Genomic DNA, 26,164 nt, shown 5'->3' on the forward strand with positions numbered 1-26,164 from the left:
CGGCCTTCTAGGCCACCCGCAGTTCCTTCGGGTGTTCGAGTCGGCGCACCACTTCCTTGACCACCGCCATCATCACCGCCCGGTCGGGGCTTGGGTGGTCGGCCAGGTGCTGGGTGGTGCTGCCCGCCTGCACCCAGGCCCCGGCGGCGTCCGACCCAAAATGCAGCGGGATGTGGTGGGCCACCAGCAGCGGGCCGCAGGCGCTCCATTGGCGGCTCCACTGCGGCAGCTTGGTGCGCCCCTCCCACAGGGTGCCCGCAGATTCGTAGCACTCTTCGATCTGGTGGTGGCCCAGCAGATGGGCCAGTTGCCGCTCTTTGGCAACGCAACTGCGGAAGTACTCTTCGTCGGACATGCGCATGGGGGGCTCCTGAACGTGGTCAAAACACTATAAGCCTACGGGCTGCGAATGTCAGGCGGGGTGTCCCGCCTCGTCCAGAACCTGCAGGGCATGCGCGTAGCCGCGTTGCACGATGTTTTCCAGCCGCCGCCACTGCAGCATGCCCACCCGGTTCAGCGGCGGGTTGAAGTACATGTCGCACTGCTGCTGGGCGCTGCTCTGGCGCGACATGCTGTACAAAATGGTTACCGTCATCAGGTACGAGGGCAGCGACGGCAGGCGGTAACGGCGCTGGGCCAGCGGGCGCAGGCGGTCGCGCAGCAGGGCCCAACTGCCCGGCATGTCCTCGTGGTCCACCCGCACCGGGGTGCGGATGTTCAGGTCCACGCCGATCACCCGGCCCACGCCGCGCATGCTGCGCATCACGTCCACCGGAAAGTTGTTGAAGCTGCCGCCGTCGCACAGCAGGTCGCCGCCATGCGCCACCGGCGGCAGTGCGCCGGGGATGGAGGTGCTGGCCAGCAGCGCGTGGGGCAGGTTGCCGTGCTGCAGGCGCTGCTCGCTGGCGGTGGAGAAGTTGGTGGCCACGCAGAAGAAGTTGATCCACAGGTCTTCGATGTCGGCGTCAAAGCCCACCAGCTCTTCCACCGCGGTGCGCAGGATGCGTTTGAGGCGCAGGCCCTTGATCAGCGACAGCACCGGGAACAGGTTGAAGTCGCCGGTGGGGTTGGTGGCAAAGGCCCGGCGGGCGTTGGCCATTACCTTGTCCAGCGGCTGGTCGGAGGCGGCATAGGTGGCCATCACCGCGCCAATGCTGGTGCCGCCGACCCAGTCCACTTCGATGCCGCGCTCCTGCAGCGCCCGCAGCACGCCCAGGTGGGCCAGCCCGCGCGCGCCGCCTCCGGCCAGCACCAGGCCCACCGCGGTGCGGCTCTGGATGCGCGCCAGCCGGGCCATGTCGCGGTCCAGCGTGGGGCGGATGTGCAGGTGCCCGGCCACCGGGCGGCGCGCCAGCCAGCGGGCGGTGTGGCGCGGCGAGGGCTGGTTGGCCGGGTGCAGCAGCACCAGGATGTCGGCAATCACCGTCAACGGCGGGCGGTTGCTCAAAAACCGGGTTTCGCTGGGGTGCAGCACCGGCGGCTGGGTGGCGTCGGCCAGCAGCAGCAGTTCGTCGCAGTGGCGGCAGCAGCGCTGCGTCCAGGGCGTGGGCGTGGCATCGGCCAGCAGCAGCACAAAATCGTGCTCGGCCTCGATCTGGTCCAGCAGCATGGCAATGCGGCGCTGGGTTTCCTTGTCGGTGTTGTCGCTGGGGCCCAGGCCCAGGGCCTCCAGCCGCTGGTCGATGTCGTGGCGGCTGACCACGCCCACCCGGCCCAGAGTGCTGAGTTGCAGGGCCAGCCGGGCGGCAAAGTCGGGTACATCGATGCCGGTAGTGATGGGCAGCAGGCCGATGGTGACCAGCTTGTCGGCCACCGGCGCATGCCTGCGGCCCTGCAGCTGGCGGATGATTTGCGTGGTGAAGGCCTGCGATATTTGGCTGCTGCAGGCCAGCAGGCGCTGGAAGGCCGGGCGGTCCAGCCGGGCCAGCACCGCGTCGCGCACGGCCACCACGGTGGCGGCACGCGGCTCGCCGGTGTACAGGCTCATTTCGCCCACCACCTGGCCGCGTACGATGTCGCCCACCCGCTGCGGGCTGCCGCCTTCGCTGTGGACAAAGGCGCGCAGCCGGCCACTGACCACCAGGTACATCGCGTCGCCCGCATGGCCCTGGGTCAGCAGGGTGTCGCCGCCGCTCACCTCCAGCCACTCCAGACTGTGCCGCAGCAGCTCCATGGCCTCGGGCTCCAGCGTGCCGAAGAAAGCGGTGAGGTGGCGTACCAGCAGGGCATCCTGCGATTTCTGGCGGTTGGGCGAGGCACTCATGTCTGTATTGTTCTTAGATTGATTCGGTGCTTGGCGCTTATTTGATCAGCGTGGGAAGCTATTTTTTTTATAGTAACCGGGCTTGTACCATCGTCCCCATGGCCACTACCGCTCCCCCATCCTCACCACGTTTTGTTACAGGTCCATTGTTCCGGCATGTGGCGGTGATGTCTACCACTTCGGCCATCGGGCTGGTGGCGGTGTTTGTCGTGGATCTGATCAACCTGTTCTACATCTCCCAGCTGGGCCAGCAGGCGATTGCGGCGGCGGTGGGGTTTGCCGGGGTGGTGGGCTTTTTCCATGCGTCGCTGTGCATCGGGCTGACCATCGGCATCACGGCGGTGGTGGCGCGCACCGTGGGCGCGGGCCGGGCGGCCGATGCCAAGCGCCTGGCCACCTCCAGCCTGCTGCTGATGGTGCTGCTGGCGGCCCTGATCGGCAGCGGCACCGCGCCGTTTCTGCACCCGCTGCTGGCGGCCCTGGGTGCCACCGGCGAGACCGAGCGCCTGGCCGCCCGCTACCTGGGCGTGACGGTGCATTCGCTGCCGCTGCTGGGCATCGGCATGGCCTGTTCGGCGCTGCTGCGCTCGGTAGGCGATGCGCGCGGAGCCATGTCGGTGACGCTGGGGGCTGCGGTGGTGACCGCCGTGCTGGACCCGATTTTGATCTTCGGCCTGCACATGGGGCTGGACGGCGCGGCGGCTACTGCGGTGGTGTCGCGCAGCATCCTGGCGGCGGTGGGCCTGCGCGGCGTGCTGCGCCACGGCCTGCTGGGGCGCTGGAACCGGGCGGCCCTGGGCAGCGATGCCAAGTTGCTGGCGGGTGTGGCGGGCCCGGCGGTGCTGACCAACCTGGCCACCCCCATCAGCGCCGCGTTCGTGACCCACTCCATCGCCCAGTTCGGCGCGTCCGCCGTGGCCGGGCAGGCCATCATCGACCGCGTGACCCCGGTGGCGTTCGGGCTAATCTACGCGCTCAGCGGCGCGGTTGGCCCCATCCTGGCGCAAAACCTGGGCGCGGGGCATTTCGACCGGGTGCGCCAGGGCCTGCGCGACAGCCTGCTGTTCATGGTGATCGCTGTGGGCAGTGCCTGGCTGCTGCTGGCGCTGGGGCAAAACGGGCTGGTCTGGGCCTTCAGCGCGCACGGCGAGGCCGAGCACCTGATCCACATGTTCTGCTCCTGGCTGGCGGCCAGCTTCTTTTTTGCCGGGGCGCTGTTTGTGGCCAACGCCGCTTTCAACAACCTGGGCAAGCCGCTGTGGTCCACCGGCTTCAACTGGGCCCGCGCCACCTTGGGCACGATCCCGTTCGCCTGGTGGGGCGCGCAGTTCGGCCCGGTCGGCGTGCTGGCCGGGGCCGCCATCGGCACGGCGATTTTCGGCACGCTGGCGATGGGGGTGGCGTTTCGGTTGGTGGGGCGGATGGGCTCTGAGGTGGGCCCCGCCGCTACCGGGCGTGGTTGAACGTCGGGCTCTCTGGCGCGGCGACGGCATCCAACGCCAAGTTGCGTAATAACGCCGACAGTGCGGATGCCGGCATGGCTTTGGCGAACAGCCAGCCTTGGTAGGCCTCGCAGCCGTAGGCGCGCAGGAAGTCCAGCTGCGCGTGGGTTTCCACACCTTCGGCCACCAGGGTCAGCCCGAGGCTTTTGGCCAGGGCGATGATGGCGCGGGAAATCGTCACGTCGTTGCTGTCGTGGGGGATACCGTCCATGAAGCTCTTGTCGATCTTCAGCTTGCTCACCGGCAAGGCCTTCAGGTAGGCCAGGGAGGAGTAGCCGGTGCCGAAGTCGTCCAGGGCCACGCTGCAACCCAGGGCGACCAGCGCCTCCAGCTGCTCGCGCGCCTGCTCTGGGCGGGACATGGCCATGGATTCGGTGATTTCAATGTCCAGCAAATGCGCCGGGGCGCCTGTGCGTTGCAGCACGCTACGTACCTTTTCAGGCAGGTCCCGCTGGCGAAACTGCTGCGCGGACACGTTTACCGCCACCCGCAGCGGGGTGCCGGCGAGGCACCATGCGGCGATCTGGCTGCAGGCGGTTTCTAGCACCCAGTCTGACAGGGGCAGGATCAGGCCGGTGGCCTCGGCCACGGGAATGAAGGTCACAGGCGATACCGGGCCCAGCACCGGGTCCTGCCAGCGCAGCAAGGCCTCAGCACCTGCAATTGCGCCGCTCAGAATGTCCACCTGCGGTTGGTAGTGCAGCTCCAGGGCGCCTTGGGCCATGGCCTCCTTCAGGCGGGTGTGCAGTTGCATGTCCTCGTGCACGCGGCGGTCCATTTCCTGCGAATAACAGGCATAGGTGCCGCGCCCGGCATGCTTGGCCTGGTACATGGCCAAATCGGCGTAGCGCAGCAGGTTGTCGCTGTCGAGGGCATCGTCGGGGTAAAAGGCCAGGCCCAGGCTGCCGCCCGAATACACCACCTGGTCCTGCAAGCAGTAAGCGGCCTGCAGCGCGACCAGTAGCTTGTTGGCCACCGTCACGGCCTCGTCCACCTCGGTCAGGTCGGCCAGGAAGATGGCGAATTCATCCCCGCCCAGGCGCGCCAGCGTGTCATTGTTGCGCAGCACGCTGCGCATACGCACGCCCACCTGTACCAGCAGCACGTCGCCTGCGGCGTGCCCAAAGCTGTCGTTGATGGTTTTGAAATAGTCCAGGTCCAGAAACAGCACGGCGACGCGCTGGCCGATACGCCCGGCGCGCACCAGGGCCTGGTCCAGCTGCAGGCGGAACAGCCAGCGGTTGGGCAGGCCGGTCAGTTCGTCGTGCGTAGCCTGGTGGCGCAGCGACTCTTCAAACTTCTTGCGCTCGGTCAGGTCACGGATGTAGGCAATGGCGTGGTCGGCACCATGGTCCTTCCAGTGGCCCAGGGAAATGTCTACCGGCAGCATGGTGCCATCGCGGCGCATCAGCTTCAGGTTCATCTGGCCCATGGCGCGCGGGTGGGGTGCCATGAAGTACCCGCGCATGGACTCGGCGTGGCGGGCGCGCAGGTGCGCGGGCAAAAAGATGTCTACGTTCTGGCCCACTAGCTCTTCGGAGCGGTAGCCCGAGAGTTGCGCCATCGCCTGGTTGGCGAGCAGGATGCGCCCGGCACCGTCGACCCACAAAATGCCGTCGGGCGCGGCGCTCAGTACAAGCTTTTCCCGCATATGCTGCATTTGCAAGCGATCCAGCGGGCGGCGCAGCGATTCGTTGAAAGTGGCGTGGAACAGGTACAAATAGGCGCCAATCTTGTACAGGTGGCCCACCGCATTGGCCAGATCCTTGTCATTGGTGCCCAGCCGGGTAAAAAACAGCTCGGAGGCTGCCGACAAGGCCACGGCAAAGGCCAGTGCCATCGCGCACTCATTGGCCAGGGCGGATCGGCGCAGCCACAGCGCCAGCAGGGTCAGCGCATCCAGTGTGATTACCAGCCATTCCAGCCCGATCTTCCAGCCCGTCAGCCCCTGGTGGGGCACAAACAGGGCGGGCACCGCGTCCGGGAACAGCAGACCTACATAGGCAAGCATCCCCACCAGCAGCAAAACCCCGGCCAGGACCCGCCGTTTTGTGCCCACGGGCAGGTCCGGCCCTTCCGGCGCCAACACGTACACAAGCAAAGCCAGTGCCGCCAGCAGGCGTGCCGCCAGCCAGAAGAACATCGATTTTTGCGCGGAGTTGACCGTGATGGCATCCGGCATGCCGCCGTAGCTCATGGTATGCAGGAAATCTAGCAAACCCACGCCCAAAAACGCCAGCCCCAGCAGCACCACCGCGCCCCTGCGCGCCGAGAAGACGGCGCGGTAGCCGGTCATGAAGACTAGCATGGCCACTACCACAGCGAACAGCTCCAGACAGGTATGCCAATACAGGAAGCGCATTGGCTCAATGGCGATGGAGTGCTCGGCATGCGAGACCCACCACAGCAGCGGCAAGGCCAGAAACAGCAGGATCCAACCGAGGGCGTGCTGTACGGGATGGGTATGGGTAGAAGAACGCATGGTTTCGGCGGCAGAAGGCAAATCAGCGGGGCCAGGCCCAGCTGCCTGAGGGCTTAGCATGGTGTGGTCATAGGCACAGCACGTTCAGGCGGAAAACACCTGGACTGCGGCCACGAGACGCCGGGTCTGGTCGCGCATGCTGTCGGCAGCGGCGCTGCTCTGCTCCACCATGGCGGCGTTCTGCTGCGTCATCGCGTCCAGCTGGGATACGGCCTGACCCAGGTGCACAAAGCCCTGCGACTGCTCGCGCGATGCGCTGGTGATCTCCGCGATCAAGCCGTGAACGCTGCGAACCTTGCGTTCCACTTCGGTCATGGTCTGGCCCGCGTCGGCCACCAGTCGGGAGCCGTTTTCCACTTCGGCCTGGGACGCATCGATCAGGGCCTTGATCTCCTTGGCAGCGGCAGCCGAACGCCCGGCCAGGCTGCGCACCTCGCTGGCCACCACCGCGAAGCCACGCCCCTGCTCACCCGCGCGGGCGGCTTCCACCGCGGCGTTCAGGGCGAGGATATTGGTCTGGAAGGCAATGCCGTTGATCAAGCCGCTGATGTCGGCAATCTTGCGGCTGGCCTCGGCAATCAGCGCCATGGTTGACACCACGTTTTCTACCGCCTGTCCGCCCTGGGTGGCCACTTTGGTGGCGTCCTGCGCCAAGTTGCTGGCCTTTTCCGCTGTGGCAGCGTTGGTCTGCACGGTGGCGATTTGCTGCTCCATGGCAGCGGCAGTTTGCTCCAGATTGGCGGCGGTTTGCTCGGTGCGGCTGGACAAATCCCGGTTGGCCGAGGCGATGTCGTTGCTGGCGGCCTCGAGGCCCGCCACCTGCGCCTGGACGTCGGCCACCAGGGACTGCAGATTCAGTCCTGACTGGTGGATAGCGCGCGCCACCATTCCTACATCGTCGCAGCGGTTGAAGTGCAGGTTGTCGGCCGCTTCCCCACTGGCCACCTGCTGGGCTACCCCGCGTATCTTTCGCAATGGTGTGGTCAGTTGGTTCTCAATGAACGCGTTCACCAGCAGCAGGCAGCTGGCGATGCAGGCACCCAGCGCCCACGCGTTGCCGCCGCCCGGGCCCGCCATGGCAAGCACCGTCTCCATCACAGCCCCCGCGAGCAGCAAGGGCAGCCGCACCCGCCAGGCCGTGGGCAGCACCTGCAGCGCGCTGGTCCAACCCAGCAGGCCGGTGCGTATGAGCAATCCGCGGTGGAATGACCGTGCTGTGGACGTGGACGGCACTTCGCGCAGGCTGCGGTACAGCTTTTCGCTGGCGGCCACCTCGGCCCGTGTGGGCTGGGTGCGCACCGACAAATAGCCCACAACCCGGCCGTTGCGGCGCATCGGGGCTGCGTTGGCGCGGACCCAATAGTGGTCGCCGTCCTTGCGGCGGTTCTTTACCAGGGCGGTCCAGGACTGGCCCTCTTTCAGGCTGCGCCACATGTCCGCAAAAGCGGCGGCGGGCATATCCGGGTGGCGCACCAGGTTGTGGGCCTGGCCCAGCAATTCGTCGGCGGAAAAACCGCTGGTGCGGATGAATGCTGCGTTCGCGTAGGCGATATGGCTGGTGGTGTCGGTGGTGGACAGCAGGGTTTCCGTGCCCGGAAAGTGGTATTCGTTTTGCGTGACAGGGCGCAGGCTGCTCATGGACGCGCCCCTGTGGTTCGCCATGCGAACACGCAAATAGCGGTGCCACAGAGGGGCTGGAAAGCGCCGGTGTGGCGCAGAGTTTCAGTGGATGTGAACACGCTTGCCTCGGTCCGGTCGGACAGTCATAGCGACCTGGTGCAGCGCAGTGCGCGCGACCAAGCGGGTTAGCGAGGCGTGTTCGGGGCCTCTACAGACAAGCCGCGCCGGGGGTAGGGGCGGGCATGCGGGAAACCTATTGTTACAGAGCGGGCTTTACCAAGTCAAGGGATTGCCCGCCCGGGCCGGCGGGGGCGAGCAGGCTCAGGGTGTCGCGGGCACTGGCCAGGGTCTCCGCCAGCTCGGCCAGCTTGCGCTGCTGGGTGCGCGCGGTATCGCGTAGCAGGGTAAAAGCGTCTTTGCGCTGTAGCCGGTACTCGACCATCAAAATTCCCGTGGCCAGGCTGATCTTGCGCTCTGCGTCCAGTGCTTTTTGCAGCTGCCGGCGGGTGCTGCGCAAGCCTTGCAGTTCGTTGGCGCGGGCCAGCGCAGCTTCGATTGCGGGCACCAGTTGCTGGGTGTCCAGCGGTTTGACGGCATAGCCCAGCGCGCCATGGCGGGCAGCTTCTTCGACGATGGCGGTGTCGCTGTAGGCGCTCAGCATCATGAACGGTATATGGTCTAGCGCATGCAGACGCTGGGCCAGCAGCAGACCGCCCTGGCCGGGCATGGCGACATCGAGTATGGCCAGGTCGGGCCGCTGCCCACTGGCCAACCAGGCTTCGGCCTCCTCTGCCGATTCGGCGGTGGCAACCAGGTAGCCCGCATCGCGCAAGCCCTTGGCCACCATGGACAGGACCAGGCGGTCGTCGTCGACCAGCAGCAGCAGTTGTTGTTGTTGTTGTTGTTGTTGTTTGCGGGGTGGCATCATGTTGTCTCGGGGCATGTTGGGTCTTCTTGTTCTAGTCGGATGATGGGGGGCTCCAGTTCCAGCAGGGTGTGCACCTGGTCGCCGGACTGCTCCCGCCGGATGCGTGCGCCTTGGCGCGGCATCAGGGCGGCGATGAGCTGTAGGCCGCTGTGGTGCGAGGAGCCATGGTCGGCGGGCGGCAGCACTTGCCCGGCGTTGACAATGTGCACTTGCACTACGTCCGGGCGTGGGCCTTTGCGCAGGCGGATATGCACCCCGTCGGCGTTTTTGCCCCCATGCTTCACGGCGTTCAGGACCAGCTCGTTGATGACCAGGGCGATGGGTACGGCTTCTTTTTCGGCCACGATGCACGGGTTCCAGGGCTGCGGAATATCCACCGTGACGGGGGTGTGCCAAAGCTGGCGGATCTCGTCGCCGATCGCGCTAGTGAGCTCACACAGGCGCACTGTCGACATCACGCTGCGGCCTTGCAGGCCGTGGATCACGGCGATGCTTTGCACCTGGCCGATCGCCTGGTGGATGGGCACGGCGGTTTCCGGGTGCTGCTGTGCGTACTGGCGCAGGATGCCCATGATGCCTTGCAAATTGTTCTTGATGCGGTGGTGTACCTCTCGCACCAGAATTTCGCGGTGCGCGGATTCGTTGCGCAGCCGCTGGTGTTCCTGCAGCTGGCTTTCAGATGCGTTGCTGAAGATGCCCACCCAGTGGCTGGTGCTGTTGCGCGCGTCTTTGACCGCCGTCAGGCTTACCCGGGCCAGGTAGATGCTGCCGTCCTTGCGCTGTTGCCAGACGGTGCCCTGCCATTTGCCGCCCATCTGCTCGGTTTCCGCCCAGATATCTTCGTAAAAGCGGGTCGGTTGCTGGTTGGATTGCAGCATGGAGGGACTGGTGCCCAGTACTTCCGCTTCGCTGTAACCGGTGATCTGGCTGAAGGCCTGGTTGACGCGCAAGATGTGGCGGTTTTTGTCTATCACCATGATGCCGTCCTGGCACTCAAACGCAATGGCGGCGATACGCAGCTGCTCTTCGGCCTGTTGGCGGGCGGTGATGTCGGTCGATATGCCGCACAGCGCATGGATATCCCCCGCCGCATTGCGCAGCGGCAGCTTGATGGTCATGGTGGTGAAGGTGTGGCCATTGAGCAACTGCAGTTGGGCTTCGTCGATCCGCAGGGTGCGGCCCTCGCGCAACACCAGGTCGTCGTTGTGGCGCAGCTTGGCTACGCTGTCGGGCTGGAAGAACTGCTCGTCGCCTTGTCCCACCACGTCCTCCATGGATGCGTGCAGCAAGCTGCGCATGGCCTCGTTGGCAAACAGGTGACGGCCCTGCGCGTCTTTCAGGTACACGTAGGCATCCACGTGTTCCAGCACTTCTGCCAGTTGGGCCACCGGGGTCAGCTTCGCGCGCAGCCGCCGAGAGGCCACCAGCCAGCCGCAGGCGGTGACGAACATGCCGATGGTGAGGGTGGCCAGCCAGGCACGCTGCTGCATTTCGGGGGTTAGCCGGGGCACAACCATCAGGGCTAACGCCCCGATGCCGCCCGCTAAAGTACCCAGCAAGGCATGGAGGGGACGGGGCTTCATAGTACGCCGCAAAAGGACGAGGTGGCCATATGCAACTTGGACGGGAGCCAGCGTCCTATCTTCCAATGGCCACAGGGGTCTGCGGTCCACATGCTCTCTGTCCGAAAGTGTAACAGTGGGCATCTGTGCGGCGGGCGGCGGCAGCAGCACCCAGGGGAGACCCAAAGTGCCTTTTTTTACACTGGTTTTTTTATGGAAATAATGGCTGTAGCGCTTTATAGATAAGCGTTAAAGGCTATGAAAATAATAATGGCTGAGTCAGCCGTTGCACGCGTTTCCAGGCGCGCTGCCGCCTGCGTGTTTGCTTGATCCACATCAAGCCATCCCCGCTTAGCTGTCGCTGCGGCTCTGGTCCACCCACACCAGCTGGTCCACCGCAATGCCCAGCGCCTGCGCCTTGGCCAACAATTGCGCGCGGATGTCGGCGGGCAACTGTTTGTCGCGCGCCAGGATCCACACATAGCTTCGGTCGGCGCCCACTACCATCGCCCAGCGGTAGGCCGGGTCCAGCGCCACCACGTGGTAGCCGCCGTAGAACGGGCCGAAGAACGACACCTTGAGCGAAGCCGTGTGCGGGTCGCCGGTGAACTTGGCGATGCCTTCGGCTTCCTTCCAGGCGTTCTTCTCGCGGCTGAAGCCCCGGTTGATCACCTGCACGCTGCCATCGGCCTGCAGCGTGTAGCGGGCGCTCACATTGTCCAGCCCGCGCTCAAAGGAATGGTCCAGCCGGGCGATCTCAAACCACTTGCCCGCGTAGCGCGTGGCATCGAACGCCGTGACCGCGGTGATGCCTTCGGGCACGGCGGTGGAGCAGCCGCCTAGGGCGAGGGCGCAGGCCAGCAGCAGGGGGGCGAAACGGTGAAAAGTGTGTGTCATAAAATCTATTAAAAATAGGCCGCTAGCGCTCATTCCATCAGCACAAGCAGCTACAAAAATCGCAGCGCTATCCCCCCAGCACCGGAAACAGCTTGTGCAGCCCGTCGGCCATCACCTCCACGGCCAGGGCGGCCAGGATCAGGCCCATCAGGCGGGTCATCACGTTGATGCCGGTTTTGCCCAGCACGCGGGCGATCGGGGCGGCCAGGGCGAAGCACAGGGCGGTGGCCAGGCCGATCACCACGCCGTAGCCGACCAGGGCGGCCAGTTGCCAGAAGGTTTTGGCCTTGTCGGCGTAAATCACCACGGTGGACATGCTGGCCGGGCCGGTGAGCAGGGGGATGGCCAGCGGCACCACGGCGATGCTGGCGCCCACGGCGGCGCGCTCCGACGCATCTTGCAGCTCGGTGGCGTTGGACTTGGCCTCGGCCGGCTGGGCGTTGAGCATGTTCAGCGACGAGCTCAGCAACAGCAGGCCGCCACCCACCTGGAAGCTGGCCAGCGAGATGTTGAAGAATTCCAGAATCTGCAGGCCCAGCAGGGCGCTGACCGCAATCACCACAAACACGCTGAACGACGACACCCAGATGGTGCGGCGGCGCTGCGCCTCCGAAAAGCTCTGGGTGTAGTGGATGAAAAACGGCACGATGGCCAGCGGGTTGACGATGGCCAACAAGGTGATGAGCGGTTTGAAGTCCATAGCCATTGAGCTTAACGCCCCCCGCTGACATCCACCAGCGCCCCCGTCATGTAGCTCGCCTCCGGCCCCAGCAGCCACACAATCGCCTGCGCCACCTCCAGCGCCGTGCCGCCGCGTTGCATGGGCACCGTGGCCGACAGGTCGCGCACCCGGTCAGGCAGGCCGCCGGAGGCGTGGATGTCGGTTTCGATCAGGCCGGGGCGCACCGCGTTGACGCGGATGCCGTCGGCTGCCACCTCCTTGGACAGGCCGATGGTCATGCTGTCGATGGCGCCCTTGGCGGCGGCGTAGTCCACGTACTGGCCGGCCGAGCCCAGGCGCGACGCGGCGCTGGAGACGTTCACAATCGCACCGCCCTGGCCGTAGCCGGGGCCGAAACCCTGCGCACCCTGGCGGCCCATGCGCCGCACGGCCTCGCGGGCGCACAGAAACGGGCCAACCACGTTGATGCTGAACATGCGCTGCAGCCGGGCCGCGTCCATGCTGTCGACGCGGGCGGGCACGTCCACCACCCCGGCGTTGTTGACCAGGGCGCGCAGCGGGCCGAGCTGCGCATCGACGGCGGCAAACAGGCGCAGCACCTGGGCCTCGTCGGCCACATCGGCCTGCAGGGCGATGGCCTGGCCGCCCTGGGAGCGGATCTCGGCCACCAGCGCTTCGGCGGCGCTGGCGTTGTGCGCGTAATTGACCGCCACGGCATAGCCGCGCTGGGCGGCCAGCCGGGCGGTGGCGGCACCAATGCCGCGCCCGCCGCCGGTGACCAGCAGCACGGGAGGGGAGGGGAGTGGGGTCATAGGCGCACCAGAGAGTGGACCCAGAACGATACCAGTACGATGGCCCCCCCATTTCCCCCTCTCAGTTTCAGGAGCTTTCCCCATGTCCACTTTCATCGACCTGACCGCCGCCGACGGCTTTGTCCTGCCCGCCTACGTGGCCCAGCCCAGCGGCACGCCCAAGGGCGCGGTGGTGGTGATCCAGGAGATTTTTGGCATCAACAGCCACATCCGTGCGGTGGCCGATGGCTATGCGGCGGCGGGCTACCTGGCCGTGGCCCCGGCCATGTTCCACCGCGTGCAGCCGGGGGTGGACCTGGGCTACACCGCCGAAGACGTGCAGGCCGGTATCGCCCTGAAAGCCGCTGCCGAGGCGCTGGGCGTGCCCACGCTGATGCTGGACGTGCAGGCCGCCGTGGCCTTTGCTGCGGCCCAGGCGGGCAAGGTTGGCTGCGTGGGCTACTGCTGGGGTGGCCTGCTGAGCTGGCGCGCCGCCTGCCTGGTGCAAGGGCTGGCGGCGGCGGTGACCTACTACGGCGGCGGCATGACGGCGGCCGCCGAGGTGGCCCGCACGCCCCGGGTGCCGGTGCTGTCGCACTTTGGCGAGCGCGACCACGGCATCGCGCTGGACACGGTGCGGGCCTTTGCCCAGGCCCATCTGGCGGTGGATGTGCGCCTGTACCCGGCCGACCACGGCTTCAATTGCGACCAGCGCGGCGCCTATGACGCACCGGCGGCAGCGCTGGCGCGGGAGCGTTCGCTGGCGTTCTTTGCCGAGCACCTGGTCTGATGCTATTGTTTTAGACTAATTTTTTGATAGCTGCCTACGCCCATTCCATCAGCGTAGGCTGCCAATTTGATGCCTGAAAAATGGCCTGAAAACCTCAATCCTGCTTCCAGCGGGCTTCCATGAAGTCCAGCAGCGCCTTCAGGGCCGCGCTGTTGTGGCGGCGCTGGGTGTAGGCGGCGTACAGCCACAGGTCGTCGGCATGGAAGTCCTCCAGCACCGGCACCAGGGCACCGCTGTCCAGATGCGCCTGCACCAGCATGCGCGGCACGCGGGCCACGCCCAGGCCGTGCAGGGCCAGCTGCACCAGCGGCATCGGGTCGGTGGCATCCATGCGGCTGCGCACCGCCACGGTGTGCGCCTTGCCGTTCACCTTGAAACGCCATTGCGGGTGGTTGCCGTGCATGGCCAGCGTCACGGCATCGTGCCCGGCCAGTTCGTCCGGGTGGGCGGGCAGGCCGCGCTTGTGCCAGTAGGCGGGGGTGGCGCAGACCACCACGTCGATGCGGCGCAGCTTGCGCATGATCAGGTTGTCGTTGGGCGCGGTGCCCACGCGCAGCGCCAGGTCCATGCCTTCTTCCACCAGGTCCACCACCCGGTTGCCCAGGTCCAGGCTGATGTGCACCTCGGGGTAGCGGTGCATGAAGTCGGCCAGCAGGGCGGGCAACTCCACGCTGCCCACGCCCTGCGGCGCGGTCATGCGCAGGCGGCCACTGGGCTCATGCGCGCGGTGTTGCAGCTCTTCGCGGGTCAGCGCCATCATCTCCAGCAAGGGCTTGCTGCGCTCCAGCAGCAGGCCGCCCGCGTCGGTGAGGCTGACGGTGCGGGTGCTGCGGTTGAGCAAGCGGGTGCCCAGGCGGCTCTCCAGCTCGGCCACGTGCTTGCTCACATTGGCCTTGGACACATCCAGGGTTTTGGCGGCCAGTGAAAAACCGCCGCGGGCGGCGACTTCGCGGAAGGTGCGGATGAGTTCGAGGGTGTCCATTGTTTCCAAGACCGAAACAGCCTGGTTCCGTTTAGGGGGCGTGAAGCTGAAACTTAGTTACCGCCAGGCCTTCTGAACAAGGGCAAGGCAAGAACATGTTCTTCACCCTGTGAACCAGTCCTCCGGCGCGGCAACCACCCTGACAGAGTGGCACGTCCCGCCAGAGGTTCCTGGTCCGGCTGCATTGTTTTTAACTTTAAGGAACCACCATGAACACGACCAAACTTTTAGCCGCCTCCCTGATCACCCTGGCAACGGTGGCCACCACCAGTGCGTTTGCCGACTCCTACGACCGCGAATACCCGGTGGTTAGCAATACCCACAGCACCGTCACCCGTGCCCAGGTGCAGGCCGAGCTGGTCGCCGCCGAAAAAGACGGCAGCCTGGCAGCGTCGAACGAGGACAACAACTACCCCGTCATCCACCCCACCGGCACCCCGTTGACCCGCGCCGAAGTCCGCGCCGACCTCATCAAGGCCGAAAAAGACGGTAGCTTGCAGCAGTTCCACGATTAAGGCGGCCGCCGCCGCAGCGTTACATCCTTGGAGCACAATGTTACAAATCGGGCGGATGGACCGCCCGGTCTTCAGAGGCTCTAGGGATGCAGCATGGCGTTGGACATTGGCAAGCTTGAATGGGCCCCCTGGGGCCTGTGCGCGGCCACGCTAGGTGCCAGCTGGGTGCTGCAGCCGCCGGGCGCATGGCAGGCTGCGGGCGGGGTGGTGGCGGCGACGCTGCTGTCCTGGGCGGGTAGGCGGGTGCTGCGCAAAGCGGTACAACCCGCCGCCGATGCCGTGGCAACCCTGGAGCGGCAGTGCCAACAGCACCGCACCGTGCTCGACAGCCTGCCGTTCCAGGTGTGGCTCAAGGACCCGCAGGGCACCCACCTGCTGGTCAACCAGGCGTATGCACAACGGCTGCAACTGCCTCAGCCCGGTGCCGCCGTGGGTAAAACAGACTTTGCTCTGTGGCCCTTGGCGCTGGCCCAGCGGTTTCGCGACGACGATGCGCAGGTGATGGCCAGTGGGCAGCCCTTGCGCGTCGAGGAGCAGCAAGGCGCCGCACCCGACGCGCCGTGGTTCGACATCGTCAAGACACCGGTGCACCTGGGCCCGGGGCAGGGCGGTACGGTGGGTGTGGCCATCGACATCTCCGAACGCAAGGCCCTGGAAAAGCGCCTGACCGACAGCGAGCAGCAGTTCCGCGGCCTGGCCGAAAACATCACCGACATGATCCTGTGCCTGGACGCACAGGGCCGCCGGGTCTACATGAACCCGACCATGCAGCGCCTGTACCGCGCGGTGCTGGGCCCCCATGTGGATGTGCTGGACAGCGCCGTCAGCATGCTGGGTGCCGACGACCGCCAGCAACACGATGCCCTGGTGGCGCGGGTGTTAGCTACAGGCCTGGAAGGGCAACTCGAGTTTGCCTCGCCCGCGCGCGGTGGCAAGCCGCCGTTTTTTGCCACCTCGCGCTACATGCCCCAGCGCAACGCCCAGGGCGACATCGAGGGGGTCATCATCGTCGCCCGCGACACCACCGCCCGCAGGCAGGCCGACGCCCACCTGCGCAGCCTGAACCGCGCCCTCACCCTCACCAGCGCCACCAACCTGGCCGTGGCCAAGGCCACCGGGCTGCAGGAACTGCTGGATGCCGTGTGCCGCCAGATGGTCGACATCGGCGGCTACCTGACCGTCTGCATTGGCCGCGCCGAGTCGGATGCGCGTAAATCCGTCATCCTGGTGGCGGGCTGCGGCAGCCTGGCTGCAGGCATGTTCGACCTCAGCCACAGCTGGGACCCGGCCGCCCCCGACTTCGGGGCCATGGGCCGCAGCATTGCCGAAGGCGCACCCGTGCTGGTGGCCGACGTACAAAACGACCCGCGCGTACTCACCAGCCCCGGCACTGCCCGCAGCCTGGGGGTGCGTTCCATGCTGTGCCTGCCGCTGCACGGCACCGACCGGGTGTGGGGCTCGATTTACGCCTATTCCATGGCCTTGGAGAGCTTTTCCGAGGACGAAGTGCGCCTGCTGGGCGAGGCAGCCAACAACATCGCCTACGGCATCCGCTCGCTGCTGGCCCAGGGCGGCATGCGGGCGGCCGAGCAGGCCCTGTACGAGTCGTCGCTGGCGCGGCAGATCGCCGAAGAAGCCAGCAAGGCCAAGAGCGACTTCCTGGCCACCATGAGCCACGAAATCCGCACCCCCATGAACGGCGTGCTGGGCATGACCAGCCTGCTGCTGGACACCCCGCTCAACGACGAGCAGCGCGAATACGCCGAAACCGTGCGCAGCAGCGGCGAGGCCCTGCTGCGCATCATCAACGACATCCTCGACTACTCCAAGATCGAAGCCGGCAAGCTGGAGCTGGAGGTGCTGGACTTCAACCTGCGCACCCTGATGGACGAGGTGACCGACGTGGTGGCCCTGCGCATCGGCGCCCAGCCGGTGGAATGTGCCTGGGTGGCGCAGCCGCGGGTGCCGTCGCGCGTGCGTGGCGACCCCGGCCGCCTGCGCCAGGTGCTGCTGAACCTGGCGGGCAACGCCACCAAGTTCACCCGGCAGGGCGAGGTCACCATCGACCTGAGCGTGGCCACCGAGCAGGGCCACGAAGTGGTGCTGCACTTTGAGGTGCGCGACACCGGCATCGGCATCGCCCCCGACAAACTGGCCCAGCTGTTCACCCCCTTCACCCAGGCCGACGCGTCCACCACCCGCCAGTACGGCGGCACCGGGCTGGGCCTGGCCATTGCCAAGCAACTGGTCGAGCGCATGGGGGGCGTGATCGGGGCCCGCAGCGTGCCGGGCCAGGGCTCGGTGTTCTGGTTCGAGCTGCCGCTGGGCACGCCGCAGGGGCCGCATGGGGACGGGGTGGAGCGTCCCCCGCACGCGGTCGCCGGGCTGCGCGCCCTGGTGGTGGACGACAACGCCACCAACCGCCGCCTGCTGGCGCTGCTGCTGCACCACTGGGGCATGCAGACCGTGACCGCCGAAGACGGGCTGCAGGCCCAGCGCGTCCTGGCCGCCGAGCACGCGGCAGGCCGCACGCTGCACCTGGCGATACTGGACATGCGCATGCCCGGCATGGACGGCGAAGCCCTGGGCCGCTGGATGCAGGCCCACCCGCTGTGGGCCGCGGTGCCGCGGGTCATGCTCACCTCGGTGGCCCGGCGCGGCGACGCAGCCCGCCTCACCGCCGCCGGGTTCGCAGCCTTTCTCACCAAGCCCATCAAGGGCCCGCAGTTGCTGCGCTGCATGCAAACCCTGCTGTCCGCGGATGCCGCCGCACCGCCCGGCCCCCTGGCCGCGCCGCCGCTGCCCAGCCCCGGCGGCCAGGCGCTGGCTACGCCCGGTGCCCGGGTGCTGGTGGTCGAAGACAACCCTACCAACCTGCGGCTGGTGCTGGCCCTGCTGGGCAAATGGGGCCACACGGTGCACACCGCCGTGCACGGCGCGCAAGCCCTGGCCCTGCTGTTGCAGCACCCGTTTGACGTGGTGCTGATGGACTGCCACATGCCCGGAATGGACGGCTACGAAGCCACCCGCCGCATCCGCGCGGGCGAGGCCGGGGAGCGGCATGTGGATGTGCCCATCATCGCCCTGACCGCCAACGCCATGGTCGGCGACCGCGCCACCGCCATCGCCGCGGGCATGGACGACCACATCAGCAAACCCTTCGACGTGCCGGCCCTGCGGGCGGCGCTGCAGCGCTGGAGCGGACTGCGCTCGGGCTCGCCCCGCCTGTCCGGGCCGCAGCCGGAAGACTTCAGTTTGGCGCAGCTGGGCCGATACTATGCAAGCGACTTGCCGCGGGTGGAGCCCCTGCTATCCGGCCTGTGGGGCGACCTGCAACAGCAACTGCCCGCCCTGCGCGAGGCGTTGGCTGGGCACCCGGGGGCTGCAGCCCGGGTCCGGCTGGATGCACTGGCCCGCATGGCCGACGCACTGGGCGGTGCCGCCCTGGCCCAGCAGGCACGGGCACCCGAGCCCGAATTGCACACGCTGGAGGCCCTGGTCGAGCGATTGGGCGCGGCCATCCTGGCCCACACAACAGGGAGTGCCGCATGGACGTAGTGATCGTGGACGACGTAGACATCAACCTGGTGCTGCTCAACCGCCTGATGGACCAGGTGGGCGGCTGCCGGGTGCACAGCTTCCTGCTGCCATTGGAGGCGCTAGCCTTCTGCCACACCACCGTGCCCGACCTGCTGCTGGTCGACTACCTGATGCCGGAGTTGGACGGCATCAGCCTGGTGCGCCAGTTCCGCGCCATCCCCGGGCGCGAAGACATCCCCGTGCTGATGGTCACCGCCAGCGACGAGCGCTCCGTGCGCGTGCAGGCCCTGGAAGCCGGGGCCAACGACTTTTTGGCCAAACCCCTGGAGCGCACCGAATTCTTTGCCCGCACCCGCAACATGCTGGCCCTGCGCCGCAACCAGACCCGGCTGGCCAACCGCGCCCAGTGGCTGCAGGAAGAAGTCGCCAAGGCCACCACCGAGCTGCGCTTGCGCGACAGCGAAACCATCGCCTGCATCTCCCGCATCGCCGAATACCGCGACCCCGAAACCGGCCTGCACACCCAGCGCATGGCCCACTACTCGCTGCTCATCGCCCAGCACCTGGGCCTGCCCGCCGACGTGCAGCAGCTGTTGTTCGATGCCGCGCCCCTGCACGATGTGGGCAAGGTCGGCATCCCCGACAGCATCCTGCTCAAGCCCGGCAAGCTCACGCCCGAAGAGTTCGAGACCATGAAAACCCACAGCCGCATCGGCCACCAGGCGCTGGTGGTGGGCCGCTCCAAACTGATGCAGATGGCCGCCACCATCGCCATCTCGCACCACGAAAAGTTCGATGGCAGCGGCTACCCCGCCGGGTTGGTGGGCGAGGCGATCCCGCTGGCGGGCCGCATTGTGGCCGTGGCCGACGTATTTGACGCGCTCACCAGTGCCCGCCCCTACAAAGCTGCCTGGCCGGTCGAGCGCGCCCTGCAGCTGCTGCGCGACGGCGCGGGCGGCCATTTCGACCCTGTCTGTGTGGATGCCTTCCTGGCCCAGTTCGATGCCGTGCTGGCCACCAAAGCCCGGCTCGACGACCCCGCGCTCACGGCATGAAGATCCTGCTGGTCGGCGGCCACGCCACGCCCGGCCACGATGCCGTGCTGCGCACCCTGCTGCAGGGCTGGGGCCACCAGCTGCTGCACGCCGATGGTCCGGCCGACCTGGTGCTACTGGACCTGGATGGCGGTGCCGACGCCGTGCTGGCCCACCCCGCGCGCCCGGCGCTGGGCCTGGCCAGCTTCGACCACCCTGGCACTGCTGCGCGCTGCCAGGCCGCCGGGGTGCAGATGCTGCTGTTCAAACCCGTGCACCCGGCCCAGCTGCGCGCCGCGCTGGAGGCGCAAACCGCGCACACCTTCGACTACGCCCAGGCCCTGGCCCAGGCCGACCCCTGGATCGTCGGCGTGGTCGCCCCGCAGTTCATGCAAGACTGGCCCCAGCAGCTCGCCGCCCTGGAAGCCGCCACGCAGGCCGGTGATGCCGCCACCGCCCACCGCATGGCCCACACCCTCAAAGGCCTGGTCGCCAACTTCCACGCCAGCCCCCTGGTCCGCCGCGCCCAGGCCCTGGAAACCGACAGCGCCCAGTGCGCCACCCCCGCCTACCAGGCCCAGGTAGCGGCCCTGCACGCCGACCTCGGGCGGCTGGACATGGCCCTGACGGAGTTTTGTTTGGCGCATCTGGATGCTATGTAAATAAGAGCTGCTTGTGCTTGTTGGGTGAGCGTGGGTAGGGGTTTTTGTGGGTGGGTAGGTAGGTTTGTCCGCTGGCGGGAGGGCGCTACGGCGATCCCTGGCCGGGAGTTGCGCCCGGCGGCGCAGTAACTTTTCTTTGTGTGGCCAAAGAAAAGGCACCAAAAGAAAGGCCACCCCCACTGTCTCCGCCCTCCGCTGTCGCTGCGGGAACCTGCGGTGCTCACTTTGTGCGGGGTCTGGCTAAACTCGCTGCGCTCAAACAACGCCAGCCCTTTTCCGCCCAAAGCTGCGCTCCTCGGCTGCGACAGAGGGGGACCCCGAATGCGGGATCGGGGGCGCGCAGCGCCCCATCGTGCCTAGGGCACGAAACTGGGATCGGCACGCCAGCCGATAGCCGAATCGATTGCACAACCACCAACACCGACCAGCTCGCGCCCTAGGCGCGATGCCCGGCTTCGCCGGGCCGATCCCGCTCCCCGGGGTCCCCCTCTGCAATGCGCCGAGGAGCGCAGCTAGCGATGGACCAGGGCTGGCGTTGTTTGAGCGCAGCGAGTTTAGCCAGACCCCATCGGTGGCGAGCACCGCAGGTTCCCCGGCGCGAGAGCGACGGGGCGCTGGCAGTGGGGGCGCCTTTCTTTTGGTGACTTTTCTTTTGCGCAAAAGAAAAGTTACTGCGCCGCCGGGCGCACATCCCGGCCAGGGATCGCCGTAGCGCCCCACCCGCCAGCGGACCAACCTACCTACCCACAAAAACCCCTCCCCGCGCCCACCATGTCATACCCATATGCTATGCAATAAATAGCTTCTCACGCCCGCCGAATAAGCGCAGGCAGTCGATTCGACCCTCAGCTCAACTACCGCTGCGTTTCAAATACCGCTTGCGCCAGAACAGCAGCCCCATGCCGATGGCGATCACGCCCATGGCGCCCATGGCCCACCAGAAGCCGCCCTGGCGGTGCAGCAGGGGGATGACCTCGAAATTCATGCCGAAGATGCCGGCGATCAGGTTCAGGGGCAGGAAGATGGCGGTTAGCACCGTCAGGGTCAGCATGATGTCGTTGGCGCGGTTGCCCTGCACGCTGAAATGCATCTGTACGGCGGTTTCCACGCTTTGCTCCAGGCGGCGCACGTGGTGCACCACGCGCTCGATGTGCTCCAGCACGTCGCGGCTGCGCACCTGCAGCAGCTCGCGCTCGCGGGCGGCGGCGGGGCTGTTGGTGTCGGGCCAGGTTTTCACCGCCTCGATCCAGTCCTGGATGGCCGAGCGCTGCTCTTCGCACACGTCGTCCAACTGGTGCAGGGTGAGGCGTGCGTCCAGCAGCGCGGCCCAGTTGCTGAAGCGGGCGCCGGGCTGCAGCAGGGCGGTTTGCCAGTGGTCGAGCTGGCGGGTGAGCTCGCGGCGCAGGTCCAGGTAGCCGTCGACCATCAGGTTGACGATGCGCAGCATCACGTCGGCCGGGCTGGTGGGCACGCGCGCGCCGCTGGCCCGCAGCTCGGTGGAGGTGGCGGCCAGCAGCTTTTCGGCATAGTTGTCGCGCACCGTGCAGTCGCTGGGGTGCACCGTGAGCAGCACCTGGTCGGACACCGCAAAGCCCACCGGGCTGGTGTCGATGCGGCGCAGGATGGGGGGGCCGCTGTGCTTGGTGGTCGGGCTCGGCACGGTATCGGGCTGCCCTGCCGCCAGCCGCCGGAACACCAGCAGGTCGTACTGCGAGGTGTAGTCGTAGTGCGAGGGCAGCTGCTTGTTCAGCAGGTCGGACACGTGCAGGTCGACCAAGGTGTGGCCGCACAGCTGCTGCAGTGTGGCCTGGATCTGCGCCAGCTGCGCCTCGAACTCTGTGCGCGCGCAGGCCAGCCAGACAAAGCCGCCCGGCACGGGGGCCGTGGGCAGGGTGCTGGTTTCCACCACGCTGGTGCCGACGATGGTGAAAATGCGCATGGGCTGAATTTATAAGAAGTAGGCCGCCAGCGCTTATTCAATAAGCGTGAGAAGCTATGGTTTTAGGACTGCAGTAGCCGGGCGGCGTCCAGCGCAAAGTAGGTCAGGATGCCATCGGCCCCGGCACGCTTGAAGGCCACCAGGCTCTCCAGCACCACCCGGTCGTGGTCCAGCCAGCCGTTCAGGGCGGCGGCCTTGAGCATGGCGTATTCGCCGCTGACCTGGTAGGCGAAGGTGGGCACGCGGAACTCGTCTTTCACCCGGCGCACGATGTCCAGGTAGGGCATGCCGGGCTTGACCATCACCATGTCGGCGCCTTCGGCGATGTCCAGGGCCACTTCGCGCAGGGCTTCGTCGCTGTTGGCCGGGTCCATCTGGTAGGTTTTCTTGTCGCTTTGGCCCAGGTTGGCGGCCGAGCCCACCGCGTCGCGGAACGGGCCGTAGAAGGCGCTGGCGTACTTGGCGCTGTAGGCCATGATCTGGGTGTGGATGTGGCCGTGGGCTTCCAGGGCGGCGCGGATGGCGCCGATGCGCCCGTCCATCATGTCGCTGGGGGCCACGATGTCCACGCCCGCGGCGGCCTGGGCCAGCGCCTGCTGCACCAGGGCCTCGATGGTTTTTTCATTGACGATGTAGCCATTCTCATCGGGCAGGCCGTCCTGGCCGTGGCTGGTGTAGGGGTCGAGCGCCACATCGGTCATCACGCCGAGTTCAGGGTAGTGAAGTTTGAGCGCGCGCACCACGCGGGGGATCAGCCCGTCGGGGTTGAAGGCTTCTTCGCCGCCGTAGGTCTTCAGCGACGGGTCGACCACCGGGAACAGCGCCATCACCGGGATCTGCAGCCGCACGCACTCGGCCGCCACCGGCAGCAGCAGGTCCAGGCTGAGCCGCTCCACGCCGGGCATGGAGGCCACGGTTTCGCGGCGGTTCTCGCCGTCGAGCACAAACACCGGGTAGATCAGGTCGTGCGCGGTCAGCGTGTTCTCGCGCACCAGGTTGCGGCTGAAGGCGGTGCGGCGCAGGCGGCGCGGGCGGCCGGTGGGGTAGGGGGCAAAGGTGGTCATGCCCAAAATTGTGCACCATCCCCATAAGCCCTCTTGAATCGCTTGTGCAGCTTTGCTAAATTGCCCGTGGGGCGGCTCTGGCCGTCCTCCCGCTTTACCTCCCTGAGCGGGGCCCCAAGGTGGCAACACCGGCGGGCTTACCGCCCCGGCCTGTTGGTCGGGGTATTTTTTTGGGCGCGGGCATCGTGGCATGCCGGGCCTAAACTCTGCGCATGCTCTGGATCAAATCTCTCCACATCGTTTTCATCGCCAGCTGGTTCGCTGGTCTGTTCTACCTGCCGCGCATTTTTGTGAACCTGGCGATGGTGCCGCCCGGCTCGCTGGCCGAGCGGGAGCGGCTGCTGCTGATGGCGGGCAAGCTGCTGCGCTTCACCACCATCCTGGCCGTGCCCGCGCTGGTGTTCGGGGCCTGGCTCTGGCTGGGCTACGGCATTGGCCGTGGGCCGGGCAATGCCTGGATGCACGCCAAATTGGCCCTGGTGCTGCTGGTGGTGGGCTACCACCACGGCTGCGCGGTGCTGCTGCGCAAGATCCGCGCCGGGGCGCCCATGCGCGGCCACGTGTGGTACCGCTGGTTCAACGAGGTGCCGGTGCTGCTGCTGCTGGGCATCGTGGTGCTGGTGGTGGTCAAGCCGTTCTGAGCACCGGGGTGGCGCTGTGCACAAGACTTCCGCCTGGCCCCTCGCGCTGCTGTATGTGGGGCTGGTGCTGTATGCCAGCCTGTACCCGTTTGACGGCTGGCGCGACCAGGGGATTTCGCCCTGGTTTTTCATCACCGCGCCGCTGCCCAAGTACTGGACCGGGGTGGATGTGGGCATCAACATCGTGGGCTATGCGCCGCTGGGCTTTTTGTTCGCCCTGAGTGCACTGCGTACCCGGCGCGACCGGGCCCCGGTGCTGGCTGCCACGCTGGCCGCCTGCCTGCTGTCGCTGGGCATGGAAACCCTGCAGAGCTTTTTGCCGGTGCGGGTGCCGTCTAACGTGGATTGGGGGCTGAATACCGCCGGGGCCTTGCTGGGCGCGGTGACTGCCTCGCTGCTGGAGCGATTTGGCGCGATCGACCGCTGGAGCCGGTTCCGCGCCCGCTGGTTTGTGGCCGATGCGCGGGGCGAACTGGTGCTGCTGGCGCTGTGGCCGGTGGCCTTGCTGTTCCCGGCGGCCGTGCCGCTGGGCCTGGGCCAGGTGCTGGAGCGGCTGGAGGCGGCCCTGGCCGACGCGCTGGAAGACACGCCGTTTCTCGACTGGCTGCCGGTGCGCGATGTGGAGCTGCAGCCGCTGGTGCCCAGTGCCGAGCTGCTGTGCGTGCTGCTGGGGGTGCTGATTCCCTGTTTGCTGGGCTACTGCGTGGTGCGCAGTGTGTGGCAGCGGGCGGTGTTTGCGCCGCTGGTGGTGGCGCTGGGCCTGGGTGCGGCGGCCTTGTCGGCCGGGTTGAGCTACGGCCCGACCCATGCGCTGGACTGGCTGAGCCTGCCGGTGCACGTGGGTCTATGGACCGGGCTGCTGTTGGCGGGCGCGCTGGTGTGGCTGCCGCGCCGCGTCTGCGCACCGCTGGTGCTGCTGGCCCTGGCGGTGCACGTCAGCGTGCTGAACCAGGCCCCTACCAGTGCCTACTTTGCGCAAACTTTGCATACCTGGGAGCAAGGCCGGTTCATCCGTTTCCAGGGCCTGGTGCAGTGGCTGGGCTGGCTGTGGCCGTACGCGGCGATGGTGGTAGTGGTGGGCCGTATCGCCCGGCCCGTGTCCGGGAAAACTAAAATACCCGCATGACTGACACCACCCAAGCGGATGCACCCGCTGCGTCCTACTACGGCCGCCACATCTTCTTCTGCCTGAACGACCGCACCAACGGCGAAGACAGCTGCGCCCACCACAACGCCCAGGCCGGCTTCGACCGCTGCAAGGCGCTGGTGAAGAAGGCCGGCCTGTCCGGCCCCGGCCAGGTGCGCGTCAACAAGGCCGGTTGCCTGGACCGCTGCGCCGCCGGGCCGGTGGCCGTGGTGTACCCCGAAGCAGTCTGGTACAGCTTTGTGGACGAGAGCGATATCGACGAAATCGTCGAGTCGCACCTCAAGAACGGCCAGGTGGTGGAACGCCTGGTGACCCCGGCGCATCTCGGTCGTTGAATTTAAGCTTTTTAGGCCTCTAGCGCTTATTCCATAAGCGTGAGCAGCTATTAATTTGGTAGTAACCCCGTGAACGCATCCACCCAACGTTTGGTTTTGGCCGGTGCCGCAGGCGCGATCGAAGGCGTCATCGACCACCCCCAGGGCATGCCGCGTGGCGTGGCCGTCATCGCCCACCCGCACCCGCTGTTTGGCGGCACCATGGACAACAAGGTGGTGCAGACCATCGCCCGTGCCTTTGTGCAGTCGGGCTGGAGCGCGGTGCGCTTCAACTTCCGGGGCGTGGGTGGCAGCGCGGGCGTGCACGACGAAGGCCGTGGCGAGCTGGACGACCTGCTAGCCGTGGTGGCCCAGGCCGCCCCTGCCGACCAGCCCCTGGCGCTGGCGGGCTTTTCCTTCGGCGCCTTCGTGACCAGCCACGCCGTGGCCTCGCTGTGGGATGGCCGCCCTGTTGAAAAATTGGTGCTGGTGGGCACGGCCACGTCGCGCTGGACCGTGGCCCCGGTGCCGCCGGAGGCCCACGACCGTACTTTGGCCGTGCACGGCGAGCTCGACGACACCGTGCCGCTGGCCTCGGTGATGGACTGGGCGCGGCCCCAGGTACTGCCGGTAACGGTGGTACCAGCAGGCGGCCATTTCTTTCATGGACAATTGCCGCTGTTGAAAAACCTGGTGCTGCGCCACCTGCGTTCCTGAACGCGTGCCGAACACTGCCTGAACTTTCTGGCCCGTGTGCCGCTCGTACACGGGTTTTCCCCTTGCTCTGGTGATTGCATCACCCCTAATTT

The 26,164-nt window shown here is 66.9% G+C and carries 22 protein-coding genes; 10 read left to right on the top strand and 12 right to left on the bottom strand.

Annotation, left to right across the window (positions count from 1 at the left end; all coding sequences use genetic code 11):
* Positions 1-7: 7 nt before the first annotated feature.
* Complete coding sequence (locus AB3G31_RS01060) at positions 8-361, bottom strand: aminoacyl-tRNA synthetase (protein WP_367848400.1); 354 nt, start codon at positions 359-361, stop codon at positions 8-10.
* A 51-nt stretch (positions 362-412) separates the two neighbouring features.
* Entirely contained in the window at positions 413-2,263 is a 1,851-nt protein-coding gene (locus AB3G31_RS01065; RefSeq protein WP_367848401.1) for a patatin-like phospholipase family protein, read from the bottom strand.
* 167 nt (positions 2,264-2,430) lie between these two features.
* Between AB3G31_RS01065 and AB3G31_RS01070 the strand changes: the two genes are divergently transcribed.
* The gene (locus AB3G31_RS01070; RefSeq protein WP_367848402.1) at positions 2,431-3,726 is read left to right on the top strand and encodes an MATE family efflux transporter; all 1,296 of its coding nucleotides are present in this window, start codon (positions 2,431-2,433) and stop codon (positions 3,724-3,726) included.
* On the opposite strand, the gene AB3G31_RS01075 is transcribed toward AB3G31_RS01070, so the two are convergent.
* From AB3G31_RS01075 to AB3G31_RS01105, 7 genes are all read right to left on the bottom strand, one after another.
* On the bottom strand, positions 3,710-6,247 hold the full coding sequence (locus tag AB3G31_RS01075; protein ID WP_367848403.1) for a putative bifunctional diguanylate cyclase/phosphodiesterase: 2,538 nt from the start codon (positions 6,245-6,247) through the stop codon (positions 3,710-3,712). The two genes, AB3G31_RS01070 and AB3G31_RS01075, sit on opposite strands and share 17 nt — an antisense overlap.
* A gap of 84 nt (positions 6,248-6,331) precedes the next feature.
* On the bottom strand, positions 6,332-7,885 hold the full coding sequence (locus AB3G31_RS01080) for a methyl-accepting chemotaxis protein (protein ID WP_367848404.1): 1,554 nt from the start codon (positions 7,883-7,885) through the stop codon (positions 6,332-6,334).
* Positions 7,886-8,126: 241 nt separating this feature from the next.
* Positions 8,127-8,810 carry an ANTAR domain-containing response regulator gene (locus AB3G31_RS01085; protein WP_367848405.1) on the bottom strand — a complete coding sequence of 228 codons (684 nt, stop codon included), beginning with the start codon at positions 8,808-8,810 and terminating at the stop codon, positions 8,127-8,129.
* A complete protein-coding gene (locus AB3G31_RS01090; RefSeq protein WP_367848406.1) occupies positions 8,792-10,378 on the bottom strand; it encodes a sensor histidine kinase in 1,587 nt (528 codons plus the stop codon). Before AB3G31_RS01090 ends, AB3G31_RS01085 begins: the two co-directional genes overlap by 19 nt.
* Before the next feature lie 330 nt (positions 10,379-10,708).
* Positions 10,709-11,254, bottom strand: coding sequence for a lipocalin family protein (locus AB3G31_RS01095; protein ID WP_367848407.1), 546 nt, complete (start codon positions 11,252-11,254; stop codon positions 10,709-10,711).
* 67 nt (positions 11,255-11,321) lie between these two features.
* The gene (locus tag AB3G31_RS01100; RefSeq protein ID WP_367848408.1) at positions 11,322-11,954 is read right to left on the bottom strand and encodes a MarC family protein; all 633 of its coding nucleotides are present in this window, start codon (positions 11,952-11,954) and stop codon (positions 11,322-11,324) included.
* Between the two features lie 11 nt (positions 11,955-11,965).
* Positions 11,966-12,748: an SDR family oxidoreductase gene (locus AB3G31_RS01105; protein ID WP_367848409.1), complete on the bottom strand. Its 783-nt coding sequence runs from the start codon at positions 12,746-12,748 to the stop codon at positions 11,966-11,968.
* 82 nt (positions 12,749-12,830) lie between these two features.
* On the opposite strand from AB3G31_RS01105, the gene AB3G31_RS01110 reads away from it, so the two are divergent.
* The gene (locus tag AB3G31_RS01110) at positions 12,831-13,517 is read left to right on the top strand and encodes a dienelactone hydrolase family protein (RefSeq protein WP_367848410.1); all 687 of its coding nucleotides are present in this window, start codon (positions 12,831-12,833) and stop codon (positions 13,515-13,517) included.
* A gap of 94 nt (positions 13,518-13,611) precedes the next feature.
* Here the strand turns inward: AB3G31_RS01110 and AB3G31_RS01115 are convergent, their stop codons facing one another.
* Positions 13,612-14,499: a LysR substrate-binding domain-containing protein gene (locus tag AB3G31_RS01115; protein WP_367848411.1), complete on the bottom strand. Its 888-nt coding sequence runs from the start codon at positions 14,497-14,499 to the stop codon at positions 13,612-13,614.
* Positions 14,500-14,708: 209 nt separating this feature from the next.
* Here AB3G31_RS01115 and AB3G31_RS01120 point away from each other — a divergent pair, with 209 nt between their 5' ends.
* The 4 genes from AB3G31_RS01120 (at position 14,709) to AB3G31_RS01135 (ending at position 20,250) form a co-directional block, all read left to right on the top strand.
* Positions 14,709-15,014, top strand: a complete 306-nt coding sequence (locus AB3G31_RS01120; protein WP_367848412.1) for a DUF4148 domain-containing protein — start codon at positions 14,709-14,711, stop codon at positions 15,012-15,014.
* 93 nt (positions 15,015-15,107) lie between these two features.
* On the top strand, positions 15,108-18,572 hold the full coding sequence (locus AB3G31_RS01125) for a response regulator (protein WP_367848413.1): 3,465 nt from the start codon (positions 15,108-15,110) through the stop codon (positions 18,570-18,572).
* Entirely contained in the window at positions 18,563-19,609 is a 1,047-nt protein-coding gene (locus tag AB3G31_RS01130) for an HD-GYP domain-containing protein (protein WP_367848414.1), read from the top strand. Before AB3G31_RS01125 ends, AB3G31_RS01130 begins: the two co-directional genes overlap by 10 nt.
* Positions 19,606-20,250 carry an Hpt domain-containing protein gene (locus tag AB3G31_RS01135; RefSeq protein ID WP_367848415.1) on the top strand — a complete coding sequence of 215 codons (645 nt, stop codon included), beginning with the start codon at positions 19,606-19,608 and terminating at the stop codon, positions 20,248-20,250. Before AB3G31_RS01130 ends, AB3G31_RS01135 begins: the two co-directional genes overlap by 4 nt.
* An 850-nt stretch (positions 20,251-21,100) precedes the next feature.
* Here the strand turns inward: AB3G31_RS01135 and AB3G31_RS01140 are convergent.
* Together AB3G31_RS01140 and hemB are read right to left on the bottom strand one after the other, a co-directional pair.
* On the bottom strand, positions 21,101-22,189 hold the full coding sequence (locus tag AB3G31_RS01140) for a magnesium transporter CorA family protein (RefSeq protein WP_367848416.1): 1,089 nt from the start codon (positions 22,187-22,189) through the stop codon (positions 21,101-21,103).
* Positions 22,190-22,251: 62 nt separating this feature from the next.
* Positions 22,252-23,253: a porphobilinogen synthase gene (hemB, locus tag AB3G31_RS01145; protein ID WP_367848417.1), complete on the bottom strand. Its 1,002-nt coding sequence runs from the start codon at positions 23,251-23,253 to the stop codon at positions 22,252-22,254.
* 212 nt (positions 23,254-23,465) lie between these two features.
* Between hemB and AB3G31_RS01150 the strand changes: the two genes are divergently transcribed.
* The 4 genes from AB3G31_RS01150 (at position 23,466) to AB3G31_RS01165 (ending at position 26,072) form a co-directional block, all read left to right on the top strand.
* Positions 23,466-23,894 carry a CopD family protein gene (locus AB3G31_RS01150; protein WP_367848418.1) on the top strand — a complete coding sequence of 143 codons (429 nt, stop codon included), beginning with the start codon at positions 23,466-23,468 and terminating at the stop codon, positions 23,892-23,894.
* Between the two features lie 16 nt (positions 23,895-23,910).
* On the top strand, positions 23,911-25,020 hold the full coding sequence (locus AB3G31_RS01155) for a VanZ family protein (protein ID WP_367848419.1): 1,110 nt from the start codon (positions 23,911-23,913) through the stop codon (positions 25,018-25,020).
* On the top strand, positions 25,017-25,376 hold the full coding sequence (locus AB3G31_RS01160; protein ID WP_315244483.1) for a (2Fe-2S) ferredoxin domain-containing protein: 360 nt from the start codon (positions 25,017-25,019) through the stop codon (positions 25,374-25,376). Before AB3G31_RS01155 ends, AB3G31_RS01160 begins: the two co-directional genes overlap by 4 nt.
* A gap of 69 nt (positions 25,377-25,445) precedes the next feature.
* Positions 25,446-26,072: an alpha/beta hydrolase gene (locus tag AB3G31_RS01165; protein WP_367848420.1), complete on the top strand. Its 627-nt coding sequence runs from the start codon at positions 25,446-25,448 to the stop codon at positions 26,070-26,072.
* The last annotated feature ends 92 nt before the right edge of the window (positions 26,073-26,164 follow it).

The organism is Rhodoferax sp. WC2427 (assembly GCF_040822085.1).
In the GTDB taxonomy this organism is placed as follows: Bacteria; Pseudomonadota; Gammaproteobacteria; order Burkholderiales; family Burkholderiaceae_C; genus Rhodoferax_B.

Coding starts and splice junctions, on each gene's coding strand:
- AB3G31_RS01115 (WP_367848411.1), bottom strand. CDS start 14,499: ATGGACACCCTCGAACTCATCCGCACCTTCCGCGAAGTCGCCGCCCGC.
- AB3G31_RS01125 (WP_367848413.1), top strand. CDS start 15,108: ATGGCGTTGGACATTGGCAAGCTTGAATGGGCCCCCTGGGGCCTGTGC.
- AB3G31_RS01065 (WP_367848401.1), bottom strand. CDS start 2,263: ATGAGTGCCTCGCCCAACCGCCAGAAATCGCAGGATGCCCTGCTGGTA.
- AB3G31_RS01140 (WP_367848416.1), bottom strand. CDS start 22,189: ATGCGCATTTTCACCATCGTCGGCACCAGCGTGGTGGAAACCAGCACC.
- AB3G31_RS01130 (WP_367848414.1), top strand. CDS start 18,563: ATGGACGTAGTGATCGTGGACGACGTAGACATCAACCTGGTGCTGCTC.
- AB3G31_RS01160 (WP_315244483.1), top strand. CDS start 25,017: ATGACTGACACCACCCAAGCGGATGCACCCGCTGCGTCCTACTACGGC.
- AB3G31_RS01070 (WP_367848402.1), top strand. CDS start 2,431: ATGTCTACCACTTCGGCCATCGGGCTGGTGGCGGTGTTTGTCGTGGAT.
- AB3G31_RS01150 (WP_367848418.1), top strand. CDS start 23,466: ATGCTCTGGATCAAATCTCTCCACATCGTTTTCATCGCCAGCTGGTTC.
- hemB (WP_367848417.1), bottom strand. CDS start 23,253: ATGACCACCTTTGCCCCCTACCCCACCGGCCGCCCGCGCCGCCTGCGC.
- AB3G31_RS01105 (WP_367848409.1), bottom strand. CDS start 12,748: ATGACCCCACTCCCCTCCCCTCCCGTGCTGCTGGTCACCGGCGGCGGG.
- AB3G31_RS01120 (WP_367848412.1), top strand. CDS start 14,709: ATGAACACGACCAAACTTTTAGCCGCCTCCCTGATCACCCTGGCAACG.
- AB3G31_RS01075 (WP_367848403.1), bottom strand. CDS start 6,247: ATGCGTTCTTCTACCCATACCCATCCCGTACAGCACGCCCTCGGTTGG.
- AB3G31_RS01110 (WP_367848410.1), top strand. CDS start 12,831: ATGTCCACTTTCATCGACCTGACCGCCGCCGACGGCTTTGTCCTGCCC.
- AB3G31_RS01080 (WP_367848404.1), bottom strand. CDS start 7,885: ATGAGCAGCCTGCGCCCTGTCACGCAAAACGAATACCACTTTCCGGGC.
- AB3G31_RS01135 (WP_367848415.1), top strand. CDS start 19,606: ATGAAGATCCTGCTGGTCGGCGGCCACGCCACGCCCGGCCACGATGCC.
- AB3G31_RS01095 (WP_367848407.1), bottom strand. CDS start 11,254: ATGACACACACTTTTCACCGTTTCGCCCCCCTGCTGCTGGCCTGCGCC.
- AB3G31_RS01090 (WP_367848406.1), bottom strand. CDS start 10,378: ATGAAGCCCCGTCCCCTCCATGCCTTGCTGGGTACTTTAGCGGGCGGC.
- AB3G31_RS01100 (WP_367848408.1), bottom strand. CDS start 11,954: ATGGACTTCAAACCGCTCATCACCTTGTTGGCCATCGTCAACCCGCTG.
- AB3G31_RS01060 (WP_367848400.1), bottom strand. CDS start 361: ATGCGCATGTCCGACGAAGAGTACTTCCGCAGTTGCGTTGCCAAAGAG.
- AB3G31_RS01085 (WP_367848405.1), bottom strand. CDS start 8,810: ATGCCCCGAGACAACATGATGCCACCCCGCAAACAACAACAACAACAA.